General features: G+C 71.7%; 12 protein-coding genes and 3 tRNA genes. 6 read left to right on the forward strand and 9 right to left on the reverse strand.

Going from position 1 to position 16,720, the window contains the following annotated elements; genetic code table 11:
• The first annotated feature begins 8 nt into the window (after positions 1 to 8).
• Positions 9 to 830, forward strand: a complete 822-nt coding sequence (locus HDA30_RS10225) for a hypothetical protein (protein ID WP_184242178.1) — start codon at positions 9 to 11, stop codon at positions 828 to 830.
• 148 nt (positions 831 to 978) lie between these two features.
• On the opposite strand, the gene HDA30_RS10230 is transcribed toward HDA30_RS10225, so the two are convergent.
• Positions 979 to 1,067, reverse strand: a tRNA-Ser gene (locus HDA30_RS10230).
• 197 nt (positions 1,068 to 1,264) lie between these two features.
• Positions 1,265 to 2,242 (reverse strand): PRC and DUF2382 domain-containing protein, encoded by a 978-nt coding sequence (locus HDA30_RS10235; RefSeq protein ID WP_343059355.1) that lies wholly within the window; start codon positions 2,240 to 2,242, stop codon positions 1,265 to 1,267.
• A 405-nt stretch (positions 2,243 to 2,647) separates the two neighbouring features.
• On the opposite strand from HDA30_RS10235, the gene HDA30_RS10240 reads away from it, so the two are divergent.
• Positions 2,648 to 4,642 (forward strand): FAD/NAD(P)-binding protein, encoded by a 1,995-nt coding sequence (locus HDA30_RS10240; protein WP_184242180.1) that lies wholly within the window; start codon positions 2,648 to 2,650, stop codon positions 4,640 to 4,642.
• 76 nt (positions 4,643 to 4,718) lie between these two features.
• Here the strand turns inward: HDA30_RS10240 and HDA30_RS10245 are convergent, their stop codons facing one another.
• From HDA30_RS10245 to HDA30_RS10255, 3 genes are all read right to left on the reverse strand, one after another.
• On the reverse strand, positions 4,719 to 7,823 hold the full coding sequence (locus tag HDA30_RS10245; protein WP_184242182.1) for an ExeM/NucH family extracellular endonuclease: 3,105 nt from the start codon (positions 7,821 to 7,823) through the stop codon (positions 4,719 to 4,721).
• A 41-nt stretch (positions 7,824 to 7,864) separates the two neighbouring features.
• A complete protein-coding gene (locus HDA30_RS10250; protein ID WP_184242184.1) occupies positions 7,865 to 10,480 on the reverse strand; it encodes a 5'-nucleotidase C-terminal domain-containing protein in 2,616 nt (871 codons plus the stop codon).
• A gap of 266 nt (positions 10,481 to 10,746) precedes the next feature.
• Positions 10,747 to 10,834: transfer RNA gene (locus tag HDA30_RS10255), tRNA-Ser, on the reverse strand.
• A 156-nt stretch (positions 10,835 to 10,990) separates the two neighbouring features.
• Here HDA30_RS10255 and HDA30_RS10260 point away from each other — a divergent pair.
• Positions 10,991 to 12,067 (forward strand): NAD(P)H-quinone oxidoreductase, encoded by a 1,077-nt coding sequence (locus HDA30_RS10260; RefSeq protein WP_184242512.1) that lies wholly within the window; start codon positions 10,991 to 10,993, stop codon positions 12,065 to 12,067.
• The gene (locus tag HDA30_RS10265) at positions 12,067 to 12,522 is read left to right on the forward strand and encodes a hypothetical protein (protein WP_158497128.1); all 456 of its coding nucleotides are present in this window, start codon (positions 12,067 to 12,069) and stop codon (positions 12,520 to 12,522) included. Before HDA30_RS10260 ends, HDA30_RS10265 begins: the two co-directional genes overlap by 1 nt.
• Before the next feature lie 75 nt (positions 12,523 to 12,597).
• On the opposite strand, the gene HDA30_RS10270 is transcribed toward HDA30_RS10265, so the two are convergent.
• Positions 12,598 to 12,671: transfer RNA gene (locus tag HDA30_RS10270), tRNA-Thr, on the reverse strand.
• 174 nt (positions 12,672 to 12,845) lie between these two features.
• On the opposite strand from HDA30_RS10270, the gene HDA30_RS10275 reads away from it, so the two are divergent.
• The gene (locus tag HDA30_RS10275; protein ID WP_158497127.1) at positions 12,846 to 13,607 is read left to right on the forward strand and encodes an HAD-IA family hydrolase; all 762 of its coding nucleotides are present in this window, start codon (positions 12,846 to 12,848) and stop codon (positions 13,605 to 13,607) included.
• Here the strand turns inward: HDA30_RS10275 and HDA30_RS10280 are convergent.
• Positions 13,597 to 14,796: a DNA polymerase III subunit delta' gene (locus HDA30_RS10280; protein ID WP_184242186.1), complete on the reverse strand. Its 1,200-nt coding sequence runs from the start codon at positions 14,794 to 14,796 to the stop codon at positions 13,597 to 13,599. The two genes, HDA30_RS10275 and HDA30_RS10280, sit on opposite strands and share 11 nt — an antisense overlap.
• Complete coding sequence (tmk, locus tag HDA30_RS10285) at positions 14,793 to 15,449, reverse strand: dTMP kinase (RefSeq protein WP_343059357.1); 657 nt, start codon at positions 15,447 to 15,449, stop codon at positions 14,793 to 14,795. Before tmk ends, HDA30_RS10280 begins: the two co-directional genes overlap by 4 nt.
• A gap of 73 nt (positions 15,450 to 15,522) precedes the next feature.
• On the opposite strand from tmk, the gene HDA30_RS10290 reads away from it, so the two are divergent.
• A complete protein-coding gene (locus HDA30_RS10290; RefSeq protein ID WP_158497125.1) occupies positions 15,523 to 15,840 on the forward strand; it encodes a DUF2516 family protein in 318 nt (105 codons plus the stop codon).
• Here the strand turns inward: HDA30_RS10290 and HDA30_RS10295 are convergent.
• The gene (locus tag HDA30_RS10295; protein WP_184242188.1) at positions 15,828 to 16,706 is read right to left on the reverse strand and encodes a class I SAM-dependent methyltransferase; all 879 of its coding nucleotides are present in this window, start codon (positions 16,704 to 16,706) and stop codon (positions 15,828 to 15,830) included. The genes HDA30_RS10290 and HDA30_RS10295 overlap by 13 nt on opposite strands.
• Positions 16,707 to 16,720: the final 14 nt, after the last annotated feature.

The raw sequence follows: 16,720 nt of genomic DNA on the forward strand, positions 1-16,720 counted from the left end.
CTGGGCCCATGGAATACGTGTTCCCCCTGCTCGCTGTCGTGCTGATCGGCGCCCTCGTCTGGGGTGTGACGCGATGGCTCGGGCGGTCGTCCGGGGCCGTGTCGGAACGTGGAGGGGCGGGGTCCGGCGTCGGCCCGGACCGCGCGCAGCAGGCCGCCGGTCTGCTCGACGAGGACGCGCATCGCACCGTGTACGGCTTCATCGCGACCAACCGGACCGTGGACGCGGTCGCCGCGTACCGACGCCACACGGGCCGGTCCCTGACCGAGGCTGTCCTCGATGTGCAGTCTCTGGCCTCGCATCCCCAGGTCCACACGGTCTCAGCGCCGTGGCAGGACGATGCGGACGAGGCGTCTGCGCCGCAGCAGCGCGTGAGCGACGCTCAGTCCTCTGCCGGCGCCCGGCACGACGGTGTGCGGTCCGCGCCGGAGACGGGCACGACTGCGGCCGAGGAGCCGCAGACCGCGGTCGACGCCGACCGGGCTGAGGCCGAGGGGGAGGGCCGTCGTGAGAACGGCGCCGACGCGTCATCGGATGTGGGCGATGACGCCGGAGCCGCGGTGCTGCCCGATGAGCTGACCGTCCCGGCGGAGTGGACTGCGGCCGAACCGGTTGCGGCCGAACAGCACTTCCAGGTCGAGTTCATTCGGCCTGAGGGCAGCGTCCGCCTCTCGAGCGAGGATCTGTCCCCGTGGTTGCGTGATCAGCTGGCCGCGATGCTGCGTGACGGAGACCTGGAGTCGGCGGCCGTGCAGCTGTCATCGCACACCGAGCTGTCGGTGCCGGAGTCGTTCGAGCTGCTGCAGCGGCTCCGCGACGAACAGCGCTGAGCACCCACGGGCGCCTCGCCCCGCGAACGTGTCAGCGATCGGGGCGAACCGCCGCCGGCCCAGGTGCGGGCCGCGGAGACCGGTGCCGACGTGACAAAGCCGTGAGCCGGGCCATCGTGCGAACGATGACCCGGCTCACGGCGTCGGGCGGAGACGGGGGGATTTGAACCCCCGGTCCGGCTTTCGCCGGACCCTTCATTAGCAGTGAAGTCCATTCGGCCGCTCTGGCACGTCTCCCCATCCGCGGTGAACGGAGCGAACCCCGTCTGCGGACTCCGACAGCTTAGCGCGTCCCGGACCGCGGGTTCAATGAGACGGTTCGGCCTCGAACAGCGACGTCAGCAACGCGAGGGCCCCGCACCGAGACGGTGCGGGGCCCTGCTGCGGCGACGTGGGCCTAGTCACCTGCGCGGTGACCGGCCGACGTCCGTGGGTCAGCGGCGGGTGCCGTCGATGTCGTCGCGGCGGGCGCCGTCGCGATCCATCTCGACGTCCTCGTGGCGGACCTCCTCGGACACACGCTCGGTGTCCTGGGTGGTGCGCTTGCCCAGCGAGACCTTCTCGGCGTCGACGCTCTTGTCGGCGACGGCGACATCCTCGTGGAGGGTCACCGAGGCCTCATCGTCGCGGCCGTCGGCACGGGCCTCGGGCGAGTTCGGGTCGATGGACTCGCGCTCGACGACGAGCTCCTCACGCTCCACGGGGACCTCGACGGTCTCAGTGGTGGTGTAGGAGTGCTTGCGCAGACGAGCGCGGCCGGTGGCGCGGCGCTCGGTGCCGACGTTCAGCTTCTCGTCGCGGACGACGACCGAATCATCGTCGTCACGCAGTCCGTCGCGGTCGCCGTCACGCAGGCCGTCACGGTCGCCATCGCGCAGGCCGTCACGGTCACCGTCACGCAGGCCGTCGCGGTCCCCATCGCGGTCGCGCAGGCCGCCAGCGGCACCCGCCGCGCCCGCTGCAGCCCCGACACCGGCATCGTGGCGACGGTCGCCGTCACGCAGGCCGTCACGGTCACCATCGCGGAGGCCGTCACGGTCGCCGGCGTGGCCGTAGTCCATCGAGTAGTACTCGTAGATGCGCTGCTCCTCCTCCGGGGAGAGGTTGCCGTCGGCGTCGACGTTCGGCGCGTCCTTCACGAAGTTCTTGTCGAACGGCACGGTCACACCGTCGGCGGTGGTGCGCGCCTCGTTCAGCGGAACGAAGTTCTCCTTGGTGCCCAGCAGGCCGGTCTTCACGGTGACGAAGGTCGGCTGGTTGGTCTGGTCGTCGAGGTAGACCTGGCCGACGGAGCCGATCTTGTCGCCGTCGTTGGAGAACACCGTGGCGTTCTGCAGCTGGTCCAGCGAGTCACGGTCCAGGCCGCCGGTCTGGTTGGTACGGCCCTGGGTGTTGTCGATGTTGCGGTCCATCGCTGTCTCCTTCGTGTCGATCCGGGGCCCTCTGCCCCGGTGCGTGTTCCCGACGTTTCCTCAGCGCGGGCGGCGGGGTCAACCGCCGGTCTGCGCTGTCTGGAACGCCGTGTCCGTTGTGCAACGGTGCCCGGTGACCCGAGCGATGAAGCCGACGTTGTCGCAGGCGTCGTGGCGGCGTCAACGGCCGCTGACCGCTCCACCTCGATTGCCAGGAAGCGCCCAGGGAACACTGAGAGCCTGCAGGTGAGTAGGCTGGTGGGGCGTCTCGCGCGCGCGAACATACTGCAGCGTGGACGCGTCGAGACGGCTTCGACCAGACGCCCGACGGGTCAGCTCCGCGCCGTCCGAGGAGGCAGAGATCACGCCCGGGGGTGACCCCGCGACATCACCAGAGGGGACCGCATGAGCCACGAATCCAAGACCGTCCGACTCGTCGTCGTGGGCGCAGGCCCCCGTGCAGTCATGGTCCTGGAGCGGCTGCTGGCCCAGCTCGAGGCGGGGGAACCCACGGCACCCGGACGCCGTCTGGAGGTGCACGTGGTCGACCCCTACCCGGCCGGACCGGGGCGCGTGTGGCGGACCGACCAGTCCGAGTTGTACTTGATGAACACCCCCTCGTTCTTCCCGACCGCCTCGGCCGCGGACAACCCCGGGCTGCACCCGTCGACCGCGGCGCTGTCCTTCGACCAGTGGCGGCGCGTCAACCCTGAGCGCAGCCTCAAAGTCGGCCGGAATCAGTACCCCTCCCGCATGGTCTACGGCCGGTATCTGACGGACCTGTTCGAGCAGGTGCGTCACGCGCTCGAGGCCCGCCCCGAAGTCGGCGCGGTCATGACGCACCGCGCCGAGGCCACGGCTCTCGAACCGCTGCCGGGCGGAGGCGTGCGGGTCCGGCTGCGGCCGGCAGACGGGCGGGAGGAGGCCGGGCGCACCGCCGTGTCGGTCCCCGACCTCCTCGAGGCCGACGCGGCGGTGCTCGCCCTCGGCCACCAGAAGGCCGCGCTCAGCAGCGCCCAGGGACGGTTCGCCTCCGCCGCGTCCGCCTCACCGGCGCTGCACTACCAGGGCCCGCAGATCCCCTCGGACGTCGACTGGCGCGTTGTGCCCGCCGGCGCCGAGGTGCTCGTGCGGGGCATGGGATTGAACGCGTTCGATCTGATGGCCCAGCTGACCCAGGGCCGAGGCGGGGCGTTCCACCGGGTCGCGGGAGCCACGCCGGGGCGCGCCTTGCGCTATGAGCCCTCGGGCAGGGAACCGGTGCTGCATCTGATGTCCCGTCGCGGCGTGCCCTACCTGCCCAAGGCCGAGCTCATGTCGTTCGTGCCGCACGGAACGTCCCTGAGCTATCTGTCGGACCGGGCGGTGGACGGGCTGATCGCCGAGCACGGGCTGCTCGACTTCGACGCCCATCTGTGGCCCCTGCTGCACCGCGACGTGGTCCGCCACTACTACGCCACGATGGCCCGGACGCAGCCGGAGTTCCTCGGCGGACCCGTGCGGGCGCGGACCTTCCTCAGCGAGCTCGTCGGCCTGCTGGAGGAGGCCGGGCGCGGCGCCCCGGTCACCTCACGACACGCCGAGGAGCTGCTGCAGGAGTTCGCTCCGGGACGGCGGTTCCTCGACATCGTCGCCTACGCGGACCCCTACCGCGACGACGTGTTCGACTCCGCCGAGCAGTACCACGAAACCGTGGCCACCCTGCTCGAACAGGCCTGCGCCGAGGCGGTGCTCGGCGAAGACTCACCGTTCATGATGGCCGTCGGCGCCCTGCACGCGGGGCGGCTGCTGGTGAAGCAGCTCGTGGCGCAGGGACACATCAGTCAGGCCTCGCGCCTCCGCGACGTCCAGGGCTGGTTCGAGCCGCTCGTCGAAGGGCTCTCCTCAGGGCCGCCGCGCTGGCGGGTGGAGCAGATGCTGGCGCTGCATCGGGCCGGACTCGCCGACTGGGTGGGCCGTGCGCCGGCCGTGCAGGTTGTCGACGACCGCTTCGTGGCCGTCAGCCCGCAGGTCGCTGACGCTCACGGGCAGGACCCCGCAGCGGTGACGGGCACGTGGTTGGTCGAGGCGATGATGCCGCCCAACCGGGTCAATGCTGGCACGGCCCCCCTCATGCGTCAGCTGCTTGCCGACGGGGTGGCCGCGGTCGGCACCTGGGAAGACGAAGACGGTGAGCTGCGCCCGTCCTCGGGCTTCGACGTCACCCCGCGGCCGCACCGGCTGCGCGGTGCCGACGGTGCCGTCCGCGAGGACGTGTACGTGATCGGCCTGCAGCTCTCCGGCGTGCAGTGGGGCACAGCGATCGCCGCGGAAGCGGGCGAGTCCGCCTCGGGGCGGGCGGCGTCCCTCGGGGACGCTGACGCGATCGCGCGCGACGTGGTGGCGCGGCTGCGCGGCTGACCTCGGCGCCCCGACTTCCGACGCCCCGGCCGGGACCCCACGGGGACCGCGACCGGGGCGTCGGCTCAGGAGCGGGTCAGGCCTGCTCGTCGAGCATCAGCTCGTAGCGGTGCAGCAGCACGGCGGTCACGCCGCGGCTGATCTGCTGCTCCGGCTTGAACGTGCCGTCGCGGTAACCGGTGCTCAGACCCTCGGCCGCGAGCCACGCGATCGCCTCGTAGTGCGGGTTCGACGCGGCCACGTCCGGGAAGTCCGGCGTGGTCGGCGCGGTGAACTCCGGGTCGACGGCGCGGTGCAGCATCGAGGCGAACTCGGCGCGGGTGATGTCCTGGCCCGGCTTGAAGGTGCCATCGGCGTAGCCGCGCGTGATCATCTCCTGCACGGCCCACTGCACGGACTCGAAGTGGGTGTGCGTGGCCGGGACGTCGGGGAAGCGTGCCTCGCCCGGGGCCACGTCCTCGTCCGTGAGGTAGCGGTACAGGAACGCGACGGACTCGGCGCGGGTCACGTCCTGGCCCTTGAGGAACGTGCCGTCGGCGTAGCCGGTGGTGATTCCGGCGCACTGCATCCAGCGCACCGCGGAGTAGTAGCGCGAGCCCACCGGGTTGTCCGCGAAGTCCGCGGTGTCCCGGCAGTCCTCCGGAGCGACGGGACCCTCGACCGGCTGGACGTCCATGCCCACGACGATCGGGTTGTGGTCGGAGGAGCGCCACTGGTCCGCGGCGTACAGGTCCTCCGCCGTGTAGTTGTGGCGGGAGTACTCGAACGCCACGGACTCGTTGGCGTTGATCATCCAGATGTCCTGGCCGGTGACGGTCGCGTCGGCGGCCGGGGAGGCGAACACGCCGTCCAGGTCGCCGACGGCCCCGCCGAACACGTACGAGTACTCCTCGGACTTGGCGCCCTGCGAGACGTAGCCGGCCTGCTCGAGGACCGCGATCGGATCCTCCTGCTCGTAGGAGTTGAAGTCGCCGAGCAGCAGGACACGCTCGGTGCCGAGCTCGGTCTTCAGCTCCTCGGCGAAGGTCACGAGGGCCTGCGCCTGGCGCACGCGGTCGCCGTTGTAGTTGCCCTGGCCGTCGCCCGAGTCCTTGTTGTCGCCGGTCGCTCCCGAGCCGCCCTTGGACTTGAAGTGGTTCGTGATGGCCACGAACTCGGTGCCGGCCACGCCCTCGGCGGATCCGTCGGCCCGGCGGAATTGCTGTGCCAGCGGCTCGCGAGCGTTGTCGAAGTTCACCTGGTCGTCCAGGATCCGGGACTCGCCGACGGGGGTGACCTCCGCCGGCTGGTAGATGAACGCGTTGCGGATCACGTCCTCGGACTCGACAGCAGGGCGTTGCTCGGGCGAGGCCACGTACGCCCACTTCTGCTCACCGGCGGCAGCGTTGAGGCCGTCGACGAGGTTCTTGAGGGCCTCGTCGCGGTCCTTGCCGAACTTCGCCGAGTTCTCGACCTCCTCGAGCGCCACCACGGAGGTGTCCATGCCATTGATCGCCTCGACGATCTTCGTCTTCTGGCGCTTGAACGACTCCGGGGTGTAGGCGCCGCGCGGCTGGCAGTAGTTGGTCGTGATCGGCGTGCCCTCGCGGTCGGTGTATGCGTCACAGTCCGGGAACTGCTCGCCGAGCGTCGTGAAGTAGTTCAGGACGTTGAAGCTGCCGACCGTGACGTTGCCGCCCACGTCATCGCGGGAGGCCTCGGCCGGGCGCGTGTTCTCGATCGCGACCGGCTGCACCTCGGCGGCGTTCTCGTCAGTGAGGTGGCCCTGCGGCTGGAAACTCCAGGCACCGTAGCGGTAGTCCAGCACGACGCCCGAGGTGAACTCCACGCCCGAGCCGACGCGGGCCGGGGAGTCGGCGTCGACGTAGGGCAGACGGCCCTGATTGCCGGGGGAGCGCATGAAGTTGGTCGAGGCGCCGTCGTCCAGGACGATCTTCGCGGCCTCGTTCTGTGCCATCACGGCCTGGGCCTCGGCGCCGGGGGCGGCCACCGAGGTCGGGTTGTCCAGCGGGGCGGTGCCCGGGGCGATGCTCAGCGAGCCGTACTGGTTCACCGAGTAGTTGTCCGTGACGGTCCACTCGCCCTGCGGAGCGAGCAGCATGCCTTCATGGGCCTCGCGGGCCGCCTCGTCCATCGGGAAGGCCACCGGCGTCGGCTCGACGGTCGCGGTGCCGTCGGACTTCTCGAGGCCGCCGGCTGTGACGGAGACCTGGGTCATGCCGTAGTGCTCGCCGGCTTCGCCGGTCACGGTGACGTTGTCGCCCAGGGCGACGTCACCGGCCGTGTCCGGGGAGTACACGAACAGGCCGTCGGAGGCGCCGGCGGTCTTCTCGGCGCCCGGGGTCTGGATGTAGTAGCCGTTGTAGCCCCCGGTCGAGTAGACGCCCGTGACGACGCCACTGGTGGTCACCTGCCGGCCCGCGAACGGGGTCTCGGCGCCCTCGCCCTGGATCTCGGCGATGGTCTTCTGGCCCGCAGGCGGGGCCGGCTCGGGCTCCGGCGTCGGTTCCGGCGCGTCACCGGCGGAGTTGGTCGGGGTCACCTCGTCGCGCAGCGTGAAGTCCGCGGCGTTGCTGTCGGTGTCCGCTCCGCCGTGGCGGTGGAGCGACTTCGCATCGGAGTTGCTGCTGGGCGCGGTCGCCGCCCCGGCCTCGAACGTGTTCGAGGAGCCATAGCCGAGCAGGTCCACGACCGTGTCGTCCTCGGAGACGACCGAGCCGGTCGGCAGCTCGGCGAGCCGCTCCGCCTGGTTCGAGAGGACGATCGTGCCCTTCGTGCCGGAGAAGTTCAGCCCGCCGGCCTCGAGATCCGGGGCCGGCAGGGCGGCGCCGGTGTCGCCGTTGGAGCCGCCCCGGATCAAGAAATGACCCTTGGCGGGGACGGTGCCGTTCAGGGCGACGGAGGAGCTCGCGCCGCCGGTGCCGGTGGCCGAGCGGTATTGCAGGGACCAGCCGTCCAGGGAGATCGGCTTGTCGGTCGGGTTGTACAGCTCGACGAACTTGTGGGTGAACTTCGCGTTCGCGGAGCCGCCGTTCGTATACGCCTCGTTGATGACCAGACCGTCCCCGGCGGGGGCGGCGGTGGCCTGGACGGTGATGGCGGGGGCGAGCAAGCCCAGCGCGGCGAGCGTGCCGGCGGTGCGTGCGATGGTGCGCGAGCGGGTGGAGTGAGGGTGCGGCATGAGTCGGTCCTTCCCGGGGCGAATCGGTGGTGCGGTGCGGATCAGCGCGCGTCGCCGGCGTTGACGGCGTCGAAGCGATGCAGCATCACGGCGATCTCACCGCGCGTGATGTCCTGGCCCGGAGCGAACGTGCCGTCGTGGTAGCCGGTCACCAGCCCCTCGGAGGCGGCCCACTGGATCGCCTCGTAGTGCGGGTTCGCGGCGGAGACGTCCGGGAAGTCCGGCGTGGCCGGGGCGGTGTACTCCGGGTGGGCGGCGCGGTAGAGCATGGAGGCGAACTCGCCGCGGCTCACCGAGTGCTTCGGGCGGAACGTGCCGTCGACGTAACCACGGACGATCTGCTCGGCCGCGGTCCACTCCACCGGCTCGAAGTGCGTGTTCGAGGTCGGCACGTCAGGGAAGGTCTGGCCGGCGGGGGTGAAGCCCTCGTCCGTGAGGTACCGGTACAGGAAAGAGGCGCCCTGGGCGCGGGTCGTGTCGTCGGACTTGCCGAAGGACCCGTCGGCGTAGCCGGTGGTCAGGCCCGAACACTGCATCCAGCGGACGGCCGAGAAATAGGCCGACCCCTCGGCGTTGTCGGAGAAGTTCGCGTCGGTGCAGTCGGCGGCGGCGCCGACCTCGAGCGCGTGGCGGACGGTGGTGACGGTGCCGTCGGTGTGGGTGACGGTCATGACCAGCTCGCCGGGGCCCGTGGCCCGAGGGGCGGACAGCGAGGACAGGTCGACGCTCTCCTGGCCGGCGGGCACGTCCACCGAGCCCAGCTCAACCGGGGCAGAGCCGTCGGCCGGTTCGAAAGCGACGCTCACCTGCTGCGCGGCCGGGACGCCGTCGGAGTCGATCACGAGATCATCCAGGCTCACGGCCAGCGGGTCCCCGGCACCGAGGGAGGCCGGGCCGGCCACGGGCACCCCCTGCTTCGAGAAGGACGGGTTGACGGCGCCGTCCTCGGCGGCCTGGGCCTCGGCGTAAGAGCTCAGCGCCTGCTGATCGAGCAGGCCCAGGTCCACGAAGTTCTGACGTCCCTCGGCGAACGCGGTGAACCCGTCGGGCGCCTTCGACGGGTCGCCCAGGTCCTTCCAGGTGCTGTCGCCGAGGAAGGAGACGGTCGCGACCGTGTACATGCGGTCCTCCTCGAGCGGCTCGCCGTCGACCCACACGCCGGTGACCTTCTCGCCCTGCGGCTTGGAGTCGTCGTAGGTCCAGTTCAGGTTCTCGGACCAGCCGAGGTTGTGCTGGCGGACGCCGTCGCGCCAGTTCTGCTCGAGAGCCTGCTTGATCGACGATCCCGGGATGTCGAACTGCACGACGGTGTTGCCGAAGGGAGCCATGTCCAGCAGCTCGCCGAGGGTGAGCTTGCCGGCCAGTGCGTCCGGCTTCGGCGTGAACGCGCCGCCGTCGGTGAACTGGGACTCGAGCAGCTCCGAACGCAGCCCGCCAGGGTTGATCACGCCCAGGTCCACGCCCGGGTTCGTGCTCTCGGCGGAGTGCTTCAGGGCGTCGGCGACCCAGTTGCCCAGCGTCGTTTCCGCCTTGCGGGTGCCGCCGGCACGCCATGACTGCCCGTCGGCGAGCAGCTTCGCATAGTCGGTCGTGATCGACCCGTCGAGATCGGCGAGCACGGTGGACTGCTTGTCGCGGAAGACGTCCACGGCCTTCTGCTCGATCGCGTAGACCTCGGCGGTGACGGCCGACTCCGCGGCGGCCTCGGCCGGGTCCTGGGTCGAGCGCTCGAGCATCTTCCCGGTCGCCGAGGTGACCTCGCCGGCACCGTCGACGGTGAGCTCGACGGCGGCCAGGTGCTGGCCCGACTGGCCGGCCTGCATCACGTGCCGGCGGGCGCCGGAGTTGTCCGTCTCGTACTGGTAGAGCTGATGGGTGTGGCCGTTGAAGATCACGTCCACAGCCGGGTGGGTGTCCTCCACGGCGGCACGGAAGATGTCCCGCTTGGCCTTCTCGTCGGCGAGCTCGCCGCTGCCGGCGGCCCCATCGTGGTAGGAGGCGACGATGACGTCGGCCTCGTCGTTCGCCTCGAGGTCTGCGGCCACGCGGTTCACCGCCTCGACCATGTCCTGCACCTCATTGCCCTGCAGGCCGGCGCCGGTGGTGGTCGAGTACAGGTCGTTCGGTGACGCGCCGATGACGGCCACGCGCACGCCGTCGACGTCGAAGACCTTGTGCGAGGTGAGCACCGGCTCCTTCGTCGTCGGGTCGACGAAGTTCGCGGAGAGCACCGGGAAGTCAGCGCGCGGGATCACACGGCCGGTCAGGTCGTCCAGGCCCTTGTCGTACTCGTGGTTGCCGGCGGCGAGGGAGTCGAGGCCGAGCGCGTTCATCGCGTCGATCGTCGGGTTGTCCTGCTGCACGTTCGACACGGAGGCGGAACCGCCGATCAGGTCGCCCGCGCTGGTCAGCAGCGTGGTGTCGGCGCCGTGGGTCTTCTCGAAGCCGCGGCGGTAGTCCTCGACGGTGTCGGCGAACTGCGTGCCGGAGTACTTCTCGGACAGTGCCCCGTGGAAGTCGTTGAACGACATGATCGAGATGGTCTTCTCCTCGGCGGCCGCCTCGACGGCGAGGGCGGGGGCCGCGCTGGCCGGAGCCAGGACGAGGGTGGTGCAGGCGATGGTCGCGGTGCAGCGACGCAGGAAGACGTGCGACATGGAATCCCTCTGGGCAGATATGGACGAGTGCGATGACGGGGTGCGTCGGGCTCTCGCCAGCCACGGCATCGCGTTGTGCCGCGGTCGAAGGCCGGGCCGACCCGAACGCTCCGGCGATCCGACCATGTCCACGTGTCGTTCAGATGAACCCCAGAGGTGGTCCGCGTGACCATCGAGTGAGGCCGCCGGAGGCGCCGTGGCGGGGCACCCACGCGAACGGGCGGCCCGGCGGATCTGCCGGGCCGCCCGTTGACGGCGGATTCATGCGGATGGTGTGGGATTCGAACCCACGGTACGGGATCGCCGCACACCGGTTTTCAAGACCGGCTCCTTCGGCCGCTCGGACAACCATCCCCACCGGAGGCGTGCCTCCGGCGAGTCCACTCTACCGGCCTCGCGCCGGTCGCTCGCCGTCGCTGGGGAGCGAAGACAGTCCGTCGGCGGACCCGGTGGGTGCATCATGGAGGAATGAGCACAACCCCGGCTCCTGAGCGTGAGACCCCGACGACCATGACCGCGGTTCGCACCACGGGTGAGGGCGGCCCGGCCTCCCTGTGCGTGGGACCCGAACCCGTGCCCGTGCCCGGGGCGGGCGAGGTGCTCGTGCGGGTCGCCGCGGCCGGGCTCAACCGAGCCGATCTCATGCAGGCGGCAGGGACGTACCCTCCGCCACCGGGGGAATCGGAGGTCCTCGGCCTCGAGGTGTCCGGGATCGTGGTCGCACACGGCCCAGGTACCGACCCCGAGGCCGCCGGGGCCGACCCGCGGGCCGTGTTCGCCCTCGGGGACCGCGTGTGCGCCCTGCTGGCCGGCGGCGGCTATGCCGAGTACGCGGCCGTGCCGCTCGGGCAGCTGATGCGTGTGCCCGACGAGGTCGACCTGGTCGAGGCGGCGGCGTTCCCCGAGGTCGCGTGCACCGTGTGGTCGAATCTGGGTGATCGTGCCTGTGTGTGCCCCGGTGACCGCGTCCTCGTGCACGGCGGGACCGGCGGCATCGGTTCCTTCGCGGTGCAGTACCTGGCTGCGGTCGGTGCCCGCGTCATCGCGACGGTCGGCTCGACGGAGAAAGCCGAGCGCGCCCGGATCCTCGGCGCGGAGGCGACGATCGATCACACCCGGGCGGTCACGGCGGACGGCGAGCCGGACTTCGCCTCCGTGGTGCGCCAGCTGACCGACGGCGCGGGCGTGGACGCGGTGCTCGACGTCGTGGGCGGGCCCTACCTCGCCCAGAACGTGGCGGCCCTGGCCCCGGAGGGCCGCATCGTCACGATCGCGGTGCAGGGAGGAGCGAAGGCCGACTCCTTCAACATGATGCGGCTCGTGGCCAAGCGCGGCTGGCTCACCGGCTCGACGCTGCGGTCCCGGCCGCGCGAGGAGAAGGCACGGATCGTCGCCCAGACGGCCAAAGCCGTGCTGCCGCTGGTCGCCGACGGGCGGATCGACCTGGCGGTGAGCGCGCGGTTCGCGCTCGCCGACGCCGCGGCAGCTCACGAACGTTTCGACTCGGCAGAGCGCACCGGCAAAGTGCTGCTCGTGACCGACCCGGCCCGGGCTGACTCGGGGCCGCGTGCGGGCGGTGCCCGGTGATGGCGGGACCGTTCGCGCGCTTCCGTCAGTCCCGCGCCGACGACCGGGAGCTCGGGCTCGGCCTGTGGCGCCGCGGCCACGACCGTTACGCGCGGGCGCTCGACCGCTACTGGCAGGTCGTCGAGGCCACACGGGAGGCGGGGAACGTGGGGGAGGACGAGCTCAATGGGCTCGTACACGCCGGCAACGCGCTCGCCGACGCCCGAGACCGCGTCCGCACGCTGTGCACGGCGCTGCATCGTCGGCATCCCAGCGGCGAGGGCGGGCACATCCCGCCCTCGACGGCGGATGCACATCGGGAGCTCTCCCGCGCCGCCCACGAGCTGGCCGCCACGGCGCAGGCGGCGGCGATGTTCCGCCTCGGCCAGGGGAGTCTGGACTCGGTCGGCCGCCATGCCGAGCGCACGCTCGAACACGTCGCGCAGGCGGAGCGCTCCGCGCCCCGGCCCGCATGAGCGCAGCGGGAGAGGCGAACGGTCTCAGACACGAGAACGGCCCCGCACCTGGGTGCGGGGCCGTTCTCTCTGCCGAGCCTCCTGCCGGATTCGAACCGGCGACCTGCTCTTTACGAGGGAGCTGCTCTGGCCAGCTGAGCTAAGGAGGCACGCGGCCGCCTGCGGCCACGGCTGGCAACTCTAGCGGCTTGTGGTCGTCGGAGGCAAAACGCCCAGGTCGGGCGCCGGTCGGTCAATCCTCGTGTCGCGTTCATCTGGGGGATGCACGGGCGCAAAGTGGCTCGGGTTGGCTGTGAGGGTCACCAGCAGGAGAGGAGTCGGCCATGCCGCAGCACGCACCCGCCCCCACCGCCCCGACGGACGCGCCGCGCCCGGAGCCCGCAGCCCGACCGAGCCGGGGCCCGACGCGCCCGAGCCTGGCGGTCGTGGACATGTCCGGCACGTCGATCGTGGAGTCGGGTCTGCAGGATCGGGCGTTCGCCCGCGCCCTGGCGGAGCACGGCGTGGCCGAGGACGATCCGCGCATGCCCGAGTTCCAGGCCGCGTTCCGGCTGCACCGACGGACCTCGCGCACCGCAGCGTTCCGCGCGATCATCCCGGATCGGGTCGAGGCGGCCGAGGCGACCAAGGCGTTCGAACGGCACCTCGACGCTCTCGTCGCCGAGCACGGGGCGACGCCGCAACCGGGAGCATCGGAGGCGCTTCAGGCGCTGCGTGATCAGGGGTTGGCTCTGTGCCTGACGACGGGGTATGCCCGCCACACGCAGAACACGCTGCTGGACTCGCTGGGCTGGATGGGCCTGGCGGACCTCAGTCTCTGCCCCGACGACGCGGGCCGCGGCGTGCCCTACCCGGACATGATCCTCACCGCCCTGCTGGCGCTCGACCTGGACGATGTGCGCTCGGTGGTCACCGTGGGGGACACGACGGCCGATGTCCAGGCCGGTCTGCGGGCCGGGGCCGGCCTCGTGGTGGGAGTGCTCTCCGGCGAGGACGACGAGGCGACCCTGCGGGGTGCGGGCGCGGACGCGGTCGTGCCCGGGCTCGCGGACGTGCCGCCTCTGGTCGCGGGGCTCAGCGCCTGAGGCCGGCGTGTGTGTCGCGCGGACGGCGGGTCCGAGCGGGCAGCAGGGCCAGCATCATCGCTTCGACGGCCAGCTGCTCGGGGACGTTGGCCGCGAGACGCTCGCGGGCCGTGCTGATCGCGTCGAGTCGGGCGAGCACATCGTTTGAGTCGCCGGCGGAGGAGGCCGCGTACCGCTCGATCTCGGCCCGGCGGTGTTCGTTGATCAGCGGCACGCCCGCCCGTGTCTGCACGGTGAGGACGTCGCGGAACAGGCCGATCAGGTCGATCATGGCCCGGTCGAGGCTGTCGTGCACGCTGCGGCGCCGACGTCGGGTCTGTTCCTCCTCGAGGCGCTTGACGTGGTGGCGCTGTTTCGGCGGGACTGGTTCACCGTCGACGATGCCCAGCTGACGGCGCAACGCCGCCAGCTCGTCCGCGTCGCGGGCCTGCGCGGAGGATTCGGCCTCGGCTTTGGCCACGTCGACGAGCCGGGTCGCGGTCTCCATCGCATCCGACACGGCCGCCGTGCCCATCGGCAGGGAGAGGATCTCCTCGCGACGGGCGAGCGCCTCCGGATCGCGGGCCAGTCGTCGGGCCATGCCGATGTGCGACTGCGAGACCCGCGCCGTCGTCAGGGCCGTCGCCTCGTCGAGACCGTCGCGGCGATGCAGCAGGGCCGCCACGTCCTCGACGGCGGGGATGCGCAGGGTCACGGCGCGACAGCGTGAGCGGATCGTCGGCAGCACGTCTGCGGGGGAGGGAGTGCAGAGCATCCAGATCGTCTTCTCGGGAGGCTCTTCGATCGCCTTGAGCAGCACGTTCGTGGCGCGCTCGGTCATGCGGTCCGCGTCCTCGATCAGGAACACCCGCCACCGTCCGGCGGCCGGGCGCGACTGAGCGGCCTCGACGAGCGCGCGCACGTCCTCGATCTTGTAGCTGACCGCCTCGGTCGCCAGCACCGTGACGTCCGGGTGCGTGCCGCTGAGCGTCGTGGAGCAGGCGTGGCAGCGGCCGCAGCCGCGCTCCTGCGGTGAGGGGTGTTCGCACTGCAGCGCCGCGGCGAAGGCCCGGGCCGCCGTCGACCGTCCTGAGCCGGGCGGGCCCGTGAACAGCCAGGCATGGGTGGGGCGCTCCTGGGCCGCCGCTCGGCCGAGCTGCTCGACGACCGCGTCCTGGCCGACGAGCTCGTCGAAGACCGGGGCGCTCATGCGTGCCACACCCGCTCGAGCACCGCATCGGTCAGCTCCTGCGTCGGCCGGCTCGCGTCGAGCACGAGGTAGCGCTCGGGATCGGCCGCGGCGCGCTCGAGGAAGGCCGAGCGCAGCAGCTCATGCTGGTTCGCCGTCTCCTGTTCCATGCGATCGGCCGTGTGCCCAGCCCCCTGTTCCCTGGTGCGACGCCGGGCCTCGGCCGTGCGCGCGGCGACGTCGAGCACAACGGTCAGATCGGGCAGCAGGGAGCCGGTGGCCCAGTCGTTGAGCGTGGCGATCGGCTCGAGGCCGAGCCCGCGCCCGCGGCCCTGGTAGACGATCGAGGAGTCGACGTACCGGTCGCTGACCACCCACGATCCGGCGGCCAGTGCGGGGCGGATCGCGCGCTCGGCGTGCGCGGCGCGGGCCGCGGCGAACAGCAGTGCCTCGGTGCGAGCGTCGATGGGCGCGTGCGCCGGATCGAGCACGAGGGAACGGATCCGCTCGCCCAGATCCGTGCCGCCGGGCTCGCGCGTGAGCACGACTGAGGCGCCGCGTGCACGCAGAGCGTCGGCGAGCGCGGCGGCCTGGGTCGACTTGCCGGACCCGTCGGGGCCTTCGACGGCGAGGAACAGCGGTGCGGCGGGGGTCGAGGCGGCGTCCTGGATCACGGGCCCAGCCTATCGGCCGCGCCGAGACGCCGACGGGCGTCGAACCGTGCGGGCGCTTCGTACACTGGTGGGCATGCGCTCCCTCGCTCTGTTTCCGGCCCTGGCCGTCGAGTACTGGCTCTTCATCGCCCTCGCTGTCGTGGGTGCGGGCCTCGCGCTGTGGGCCACGATCGACTGCGTCCGCCGCCCGGCGGAGCTGTTCGTGCGCGCCGGGCTGCGCGACAAGAACTTCTGGACCCTGCTGAACGTGGCCGCGCTGGCCGTCGCCGCCTTCAGCGTGGCCTTTCGCTCCGGCATGGGGATGCTCGGCATCATCGCTCTGTGCATCAGCGCGGTGTACCTGGCCGGTCCTCGTGAGCAGCTCAATCTGTACAGCGGCTACCGCCGCTGATCGGCAGAGCTCCCCGCGCCTGGGGCGACCGCGGACCAGGCCACCGAGAGCTCCCCGCGTCGCCACTGGTGGACGCGCCCGAGCACGGGCCAGCCGGCGTCCTTGAGTGACTGCGCCATCGCGATCCACCGCTGGCGCTTGCCGTAGGCGGCGAGCGGCCCGTGCAGGGCCCACGCCGAGTCCGCGGCCGAGAGGAACTCGTGCACGCGCTCGCCGGGCACATTGCGGTGGATGAGGGCCTTGGGCAGTCGTGCCGCGACGTCCGAGGGGTGGTCGACGTCGCCGAAGTGGACCGCGATCGTCAGGCTCACGGGGCCGCCGGCGTCCAGCTGCACCCAGGCGGCTCGGCGGCCGTTCTCCGAGCAGGTGCCCTCGACGACGACCCCGCCGGGTGCGAGACGGGAGCTCAGCATGGCCCAGACGGTGGCGACGTCCTCCTCCCGGTACTGTCGCAGCACGTTGAACGCACGGATCACCGTGGGGGACCGTGGCGCGGGGACCTCGAACCCTCCCACGGCCCAGTCCAGGCCCGCTGCTGCGGGGGCGCTCTGACGGGCGTGGGCGACTCGCTCGGGATCGATCTCCAGGCCCAGGGTCTGGGCGCCGGGGGCGACCGAGCGGACCCGCGTGTGCAGTTCCACCGCCGTCGTCGGCCGCGCCCCGAAGCCCAGGTCGATCACCAGCGGGCAGGCCGCCGTTCCGTCGGGTCCCTCAGCCGCGCGCAGCCGTGGGCCGTGCACGTCGAGCAACCACCGGTCGACGCGCCGCATGCGGTGGGCCGCCGTGGTGCCCCGTGTGACGTGCCCCTGCGGGCCGCGGCGCCGCGCTGCGCGCGTGACGTCGAGGCGGCGGGCCTTCTGAACCATGAGCGTCAGGATAG

This window comes from Micrococcus cohnii (assembly GCF_014205175.1).
Classification (GTDB): domain Bacteria; phylum Actinomycetota; class Actinomycetes; order Actinomycetales; family Micrococcaceae; genus Micrococcus; species Micrococcus cohnii.

Coding starts and splice junctions, on each gene's coding strand:
- HDA30_RS10225 (WP_184242178.1), top strand. CDS start 9: ATGGAATACGTGTTCCCCCTGCTCGCTGTCGTGCTGATCGGCGCCCTC.
- HDA30_RS10235 (WP_343059355.1), bottom strand. CDS start 2,242: ATGGACCGCAACATCGACAACACCCAGGGCCGTACCAACCAGACCGGC.
- HDA30_RS10240 (WP_184242180.1), top strand. CDS start 2,648: ATGAGCCACGAATCCAAGACCGTCCGACTCGTCGTCGTGGGCGCAGGC.
- HDA30_RS10245 (WP_184242182.1), bottom strand. CDS start 7,823: ATGCCGCACCCTCACTCCACCCGCTCGCGCACCATCGCACGCACCGCC.
- HDA30_RS10250 (WP_184242184.1), bottom strand. CDS start 10,480: ATGTCGCACGTCTTCCTGCGTCGCTGCACCGCGACCATCGCCTGCACC.
- HDA30_RS10260 (WP_184242512.1), top strand. CDS start 10,991: ATGACCGCGGTTCGCACCACGGGTGAGGGCGGCCCGGCCTCCCTGTGC.
- HDA30_RS10265 (WP_158497128.1), top strand. CDS start 12,067: ATGGCGGGACCGTTCGCGCGCTTCCGTCAGTCCCGCGCCGACGACCGG.
- HDA30_RS10275 (WP_158497127.1), top strand. CDS start 12,846: ATGCCGCAGCACGCACCCGCCCCCACCGCCCCGACGGACGCGCCGCGC.
- HDA30_RS10280 (WP_184242186.1), bottom strand. CDS start 14,796: ATGAGCGCCCCGGTCTTCGACGAGCTCGTCGGCCAGGACGCGGTCGTC.
- HDA30_RS10290 (WP_158497125.1), top strand. CDS start 15,523: ATGCGCTCCCTCGCTCTGTTTCCGGCCCTGGCCGTCGAGTACTGGCTC.
- HDA30_RS10295 (WP_184242188.1), bottom strand. CDS start 16,706: ATGGTTCAGAAGGCCCGCCGCCTCGACGTCACGCGCGCAGCGCGGCGC.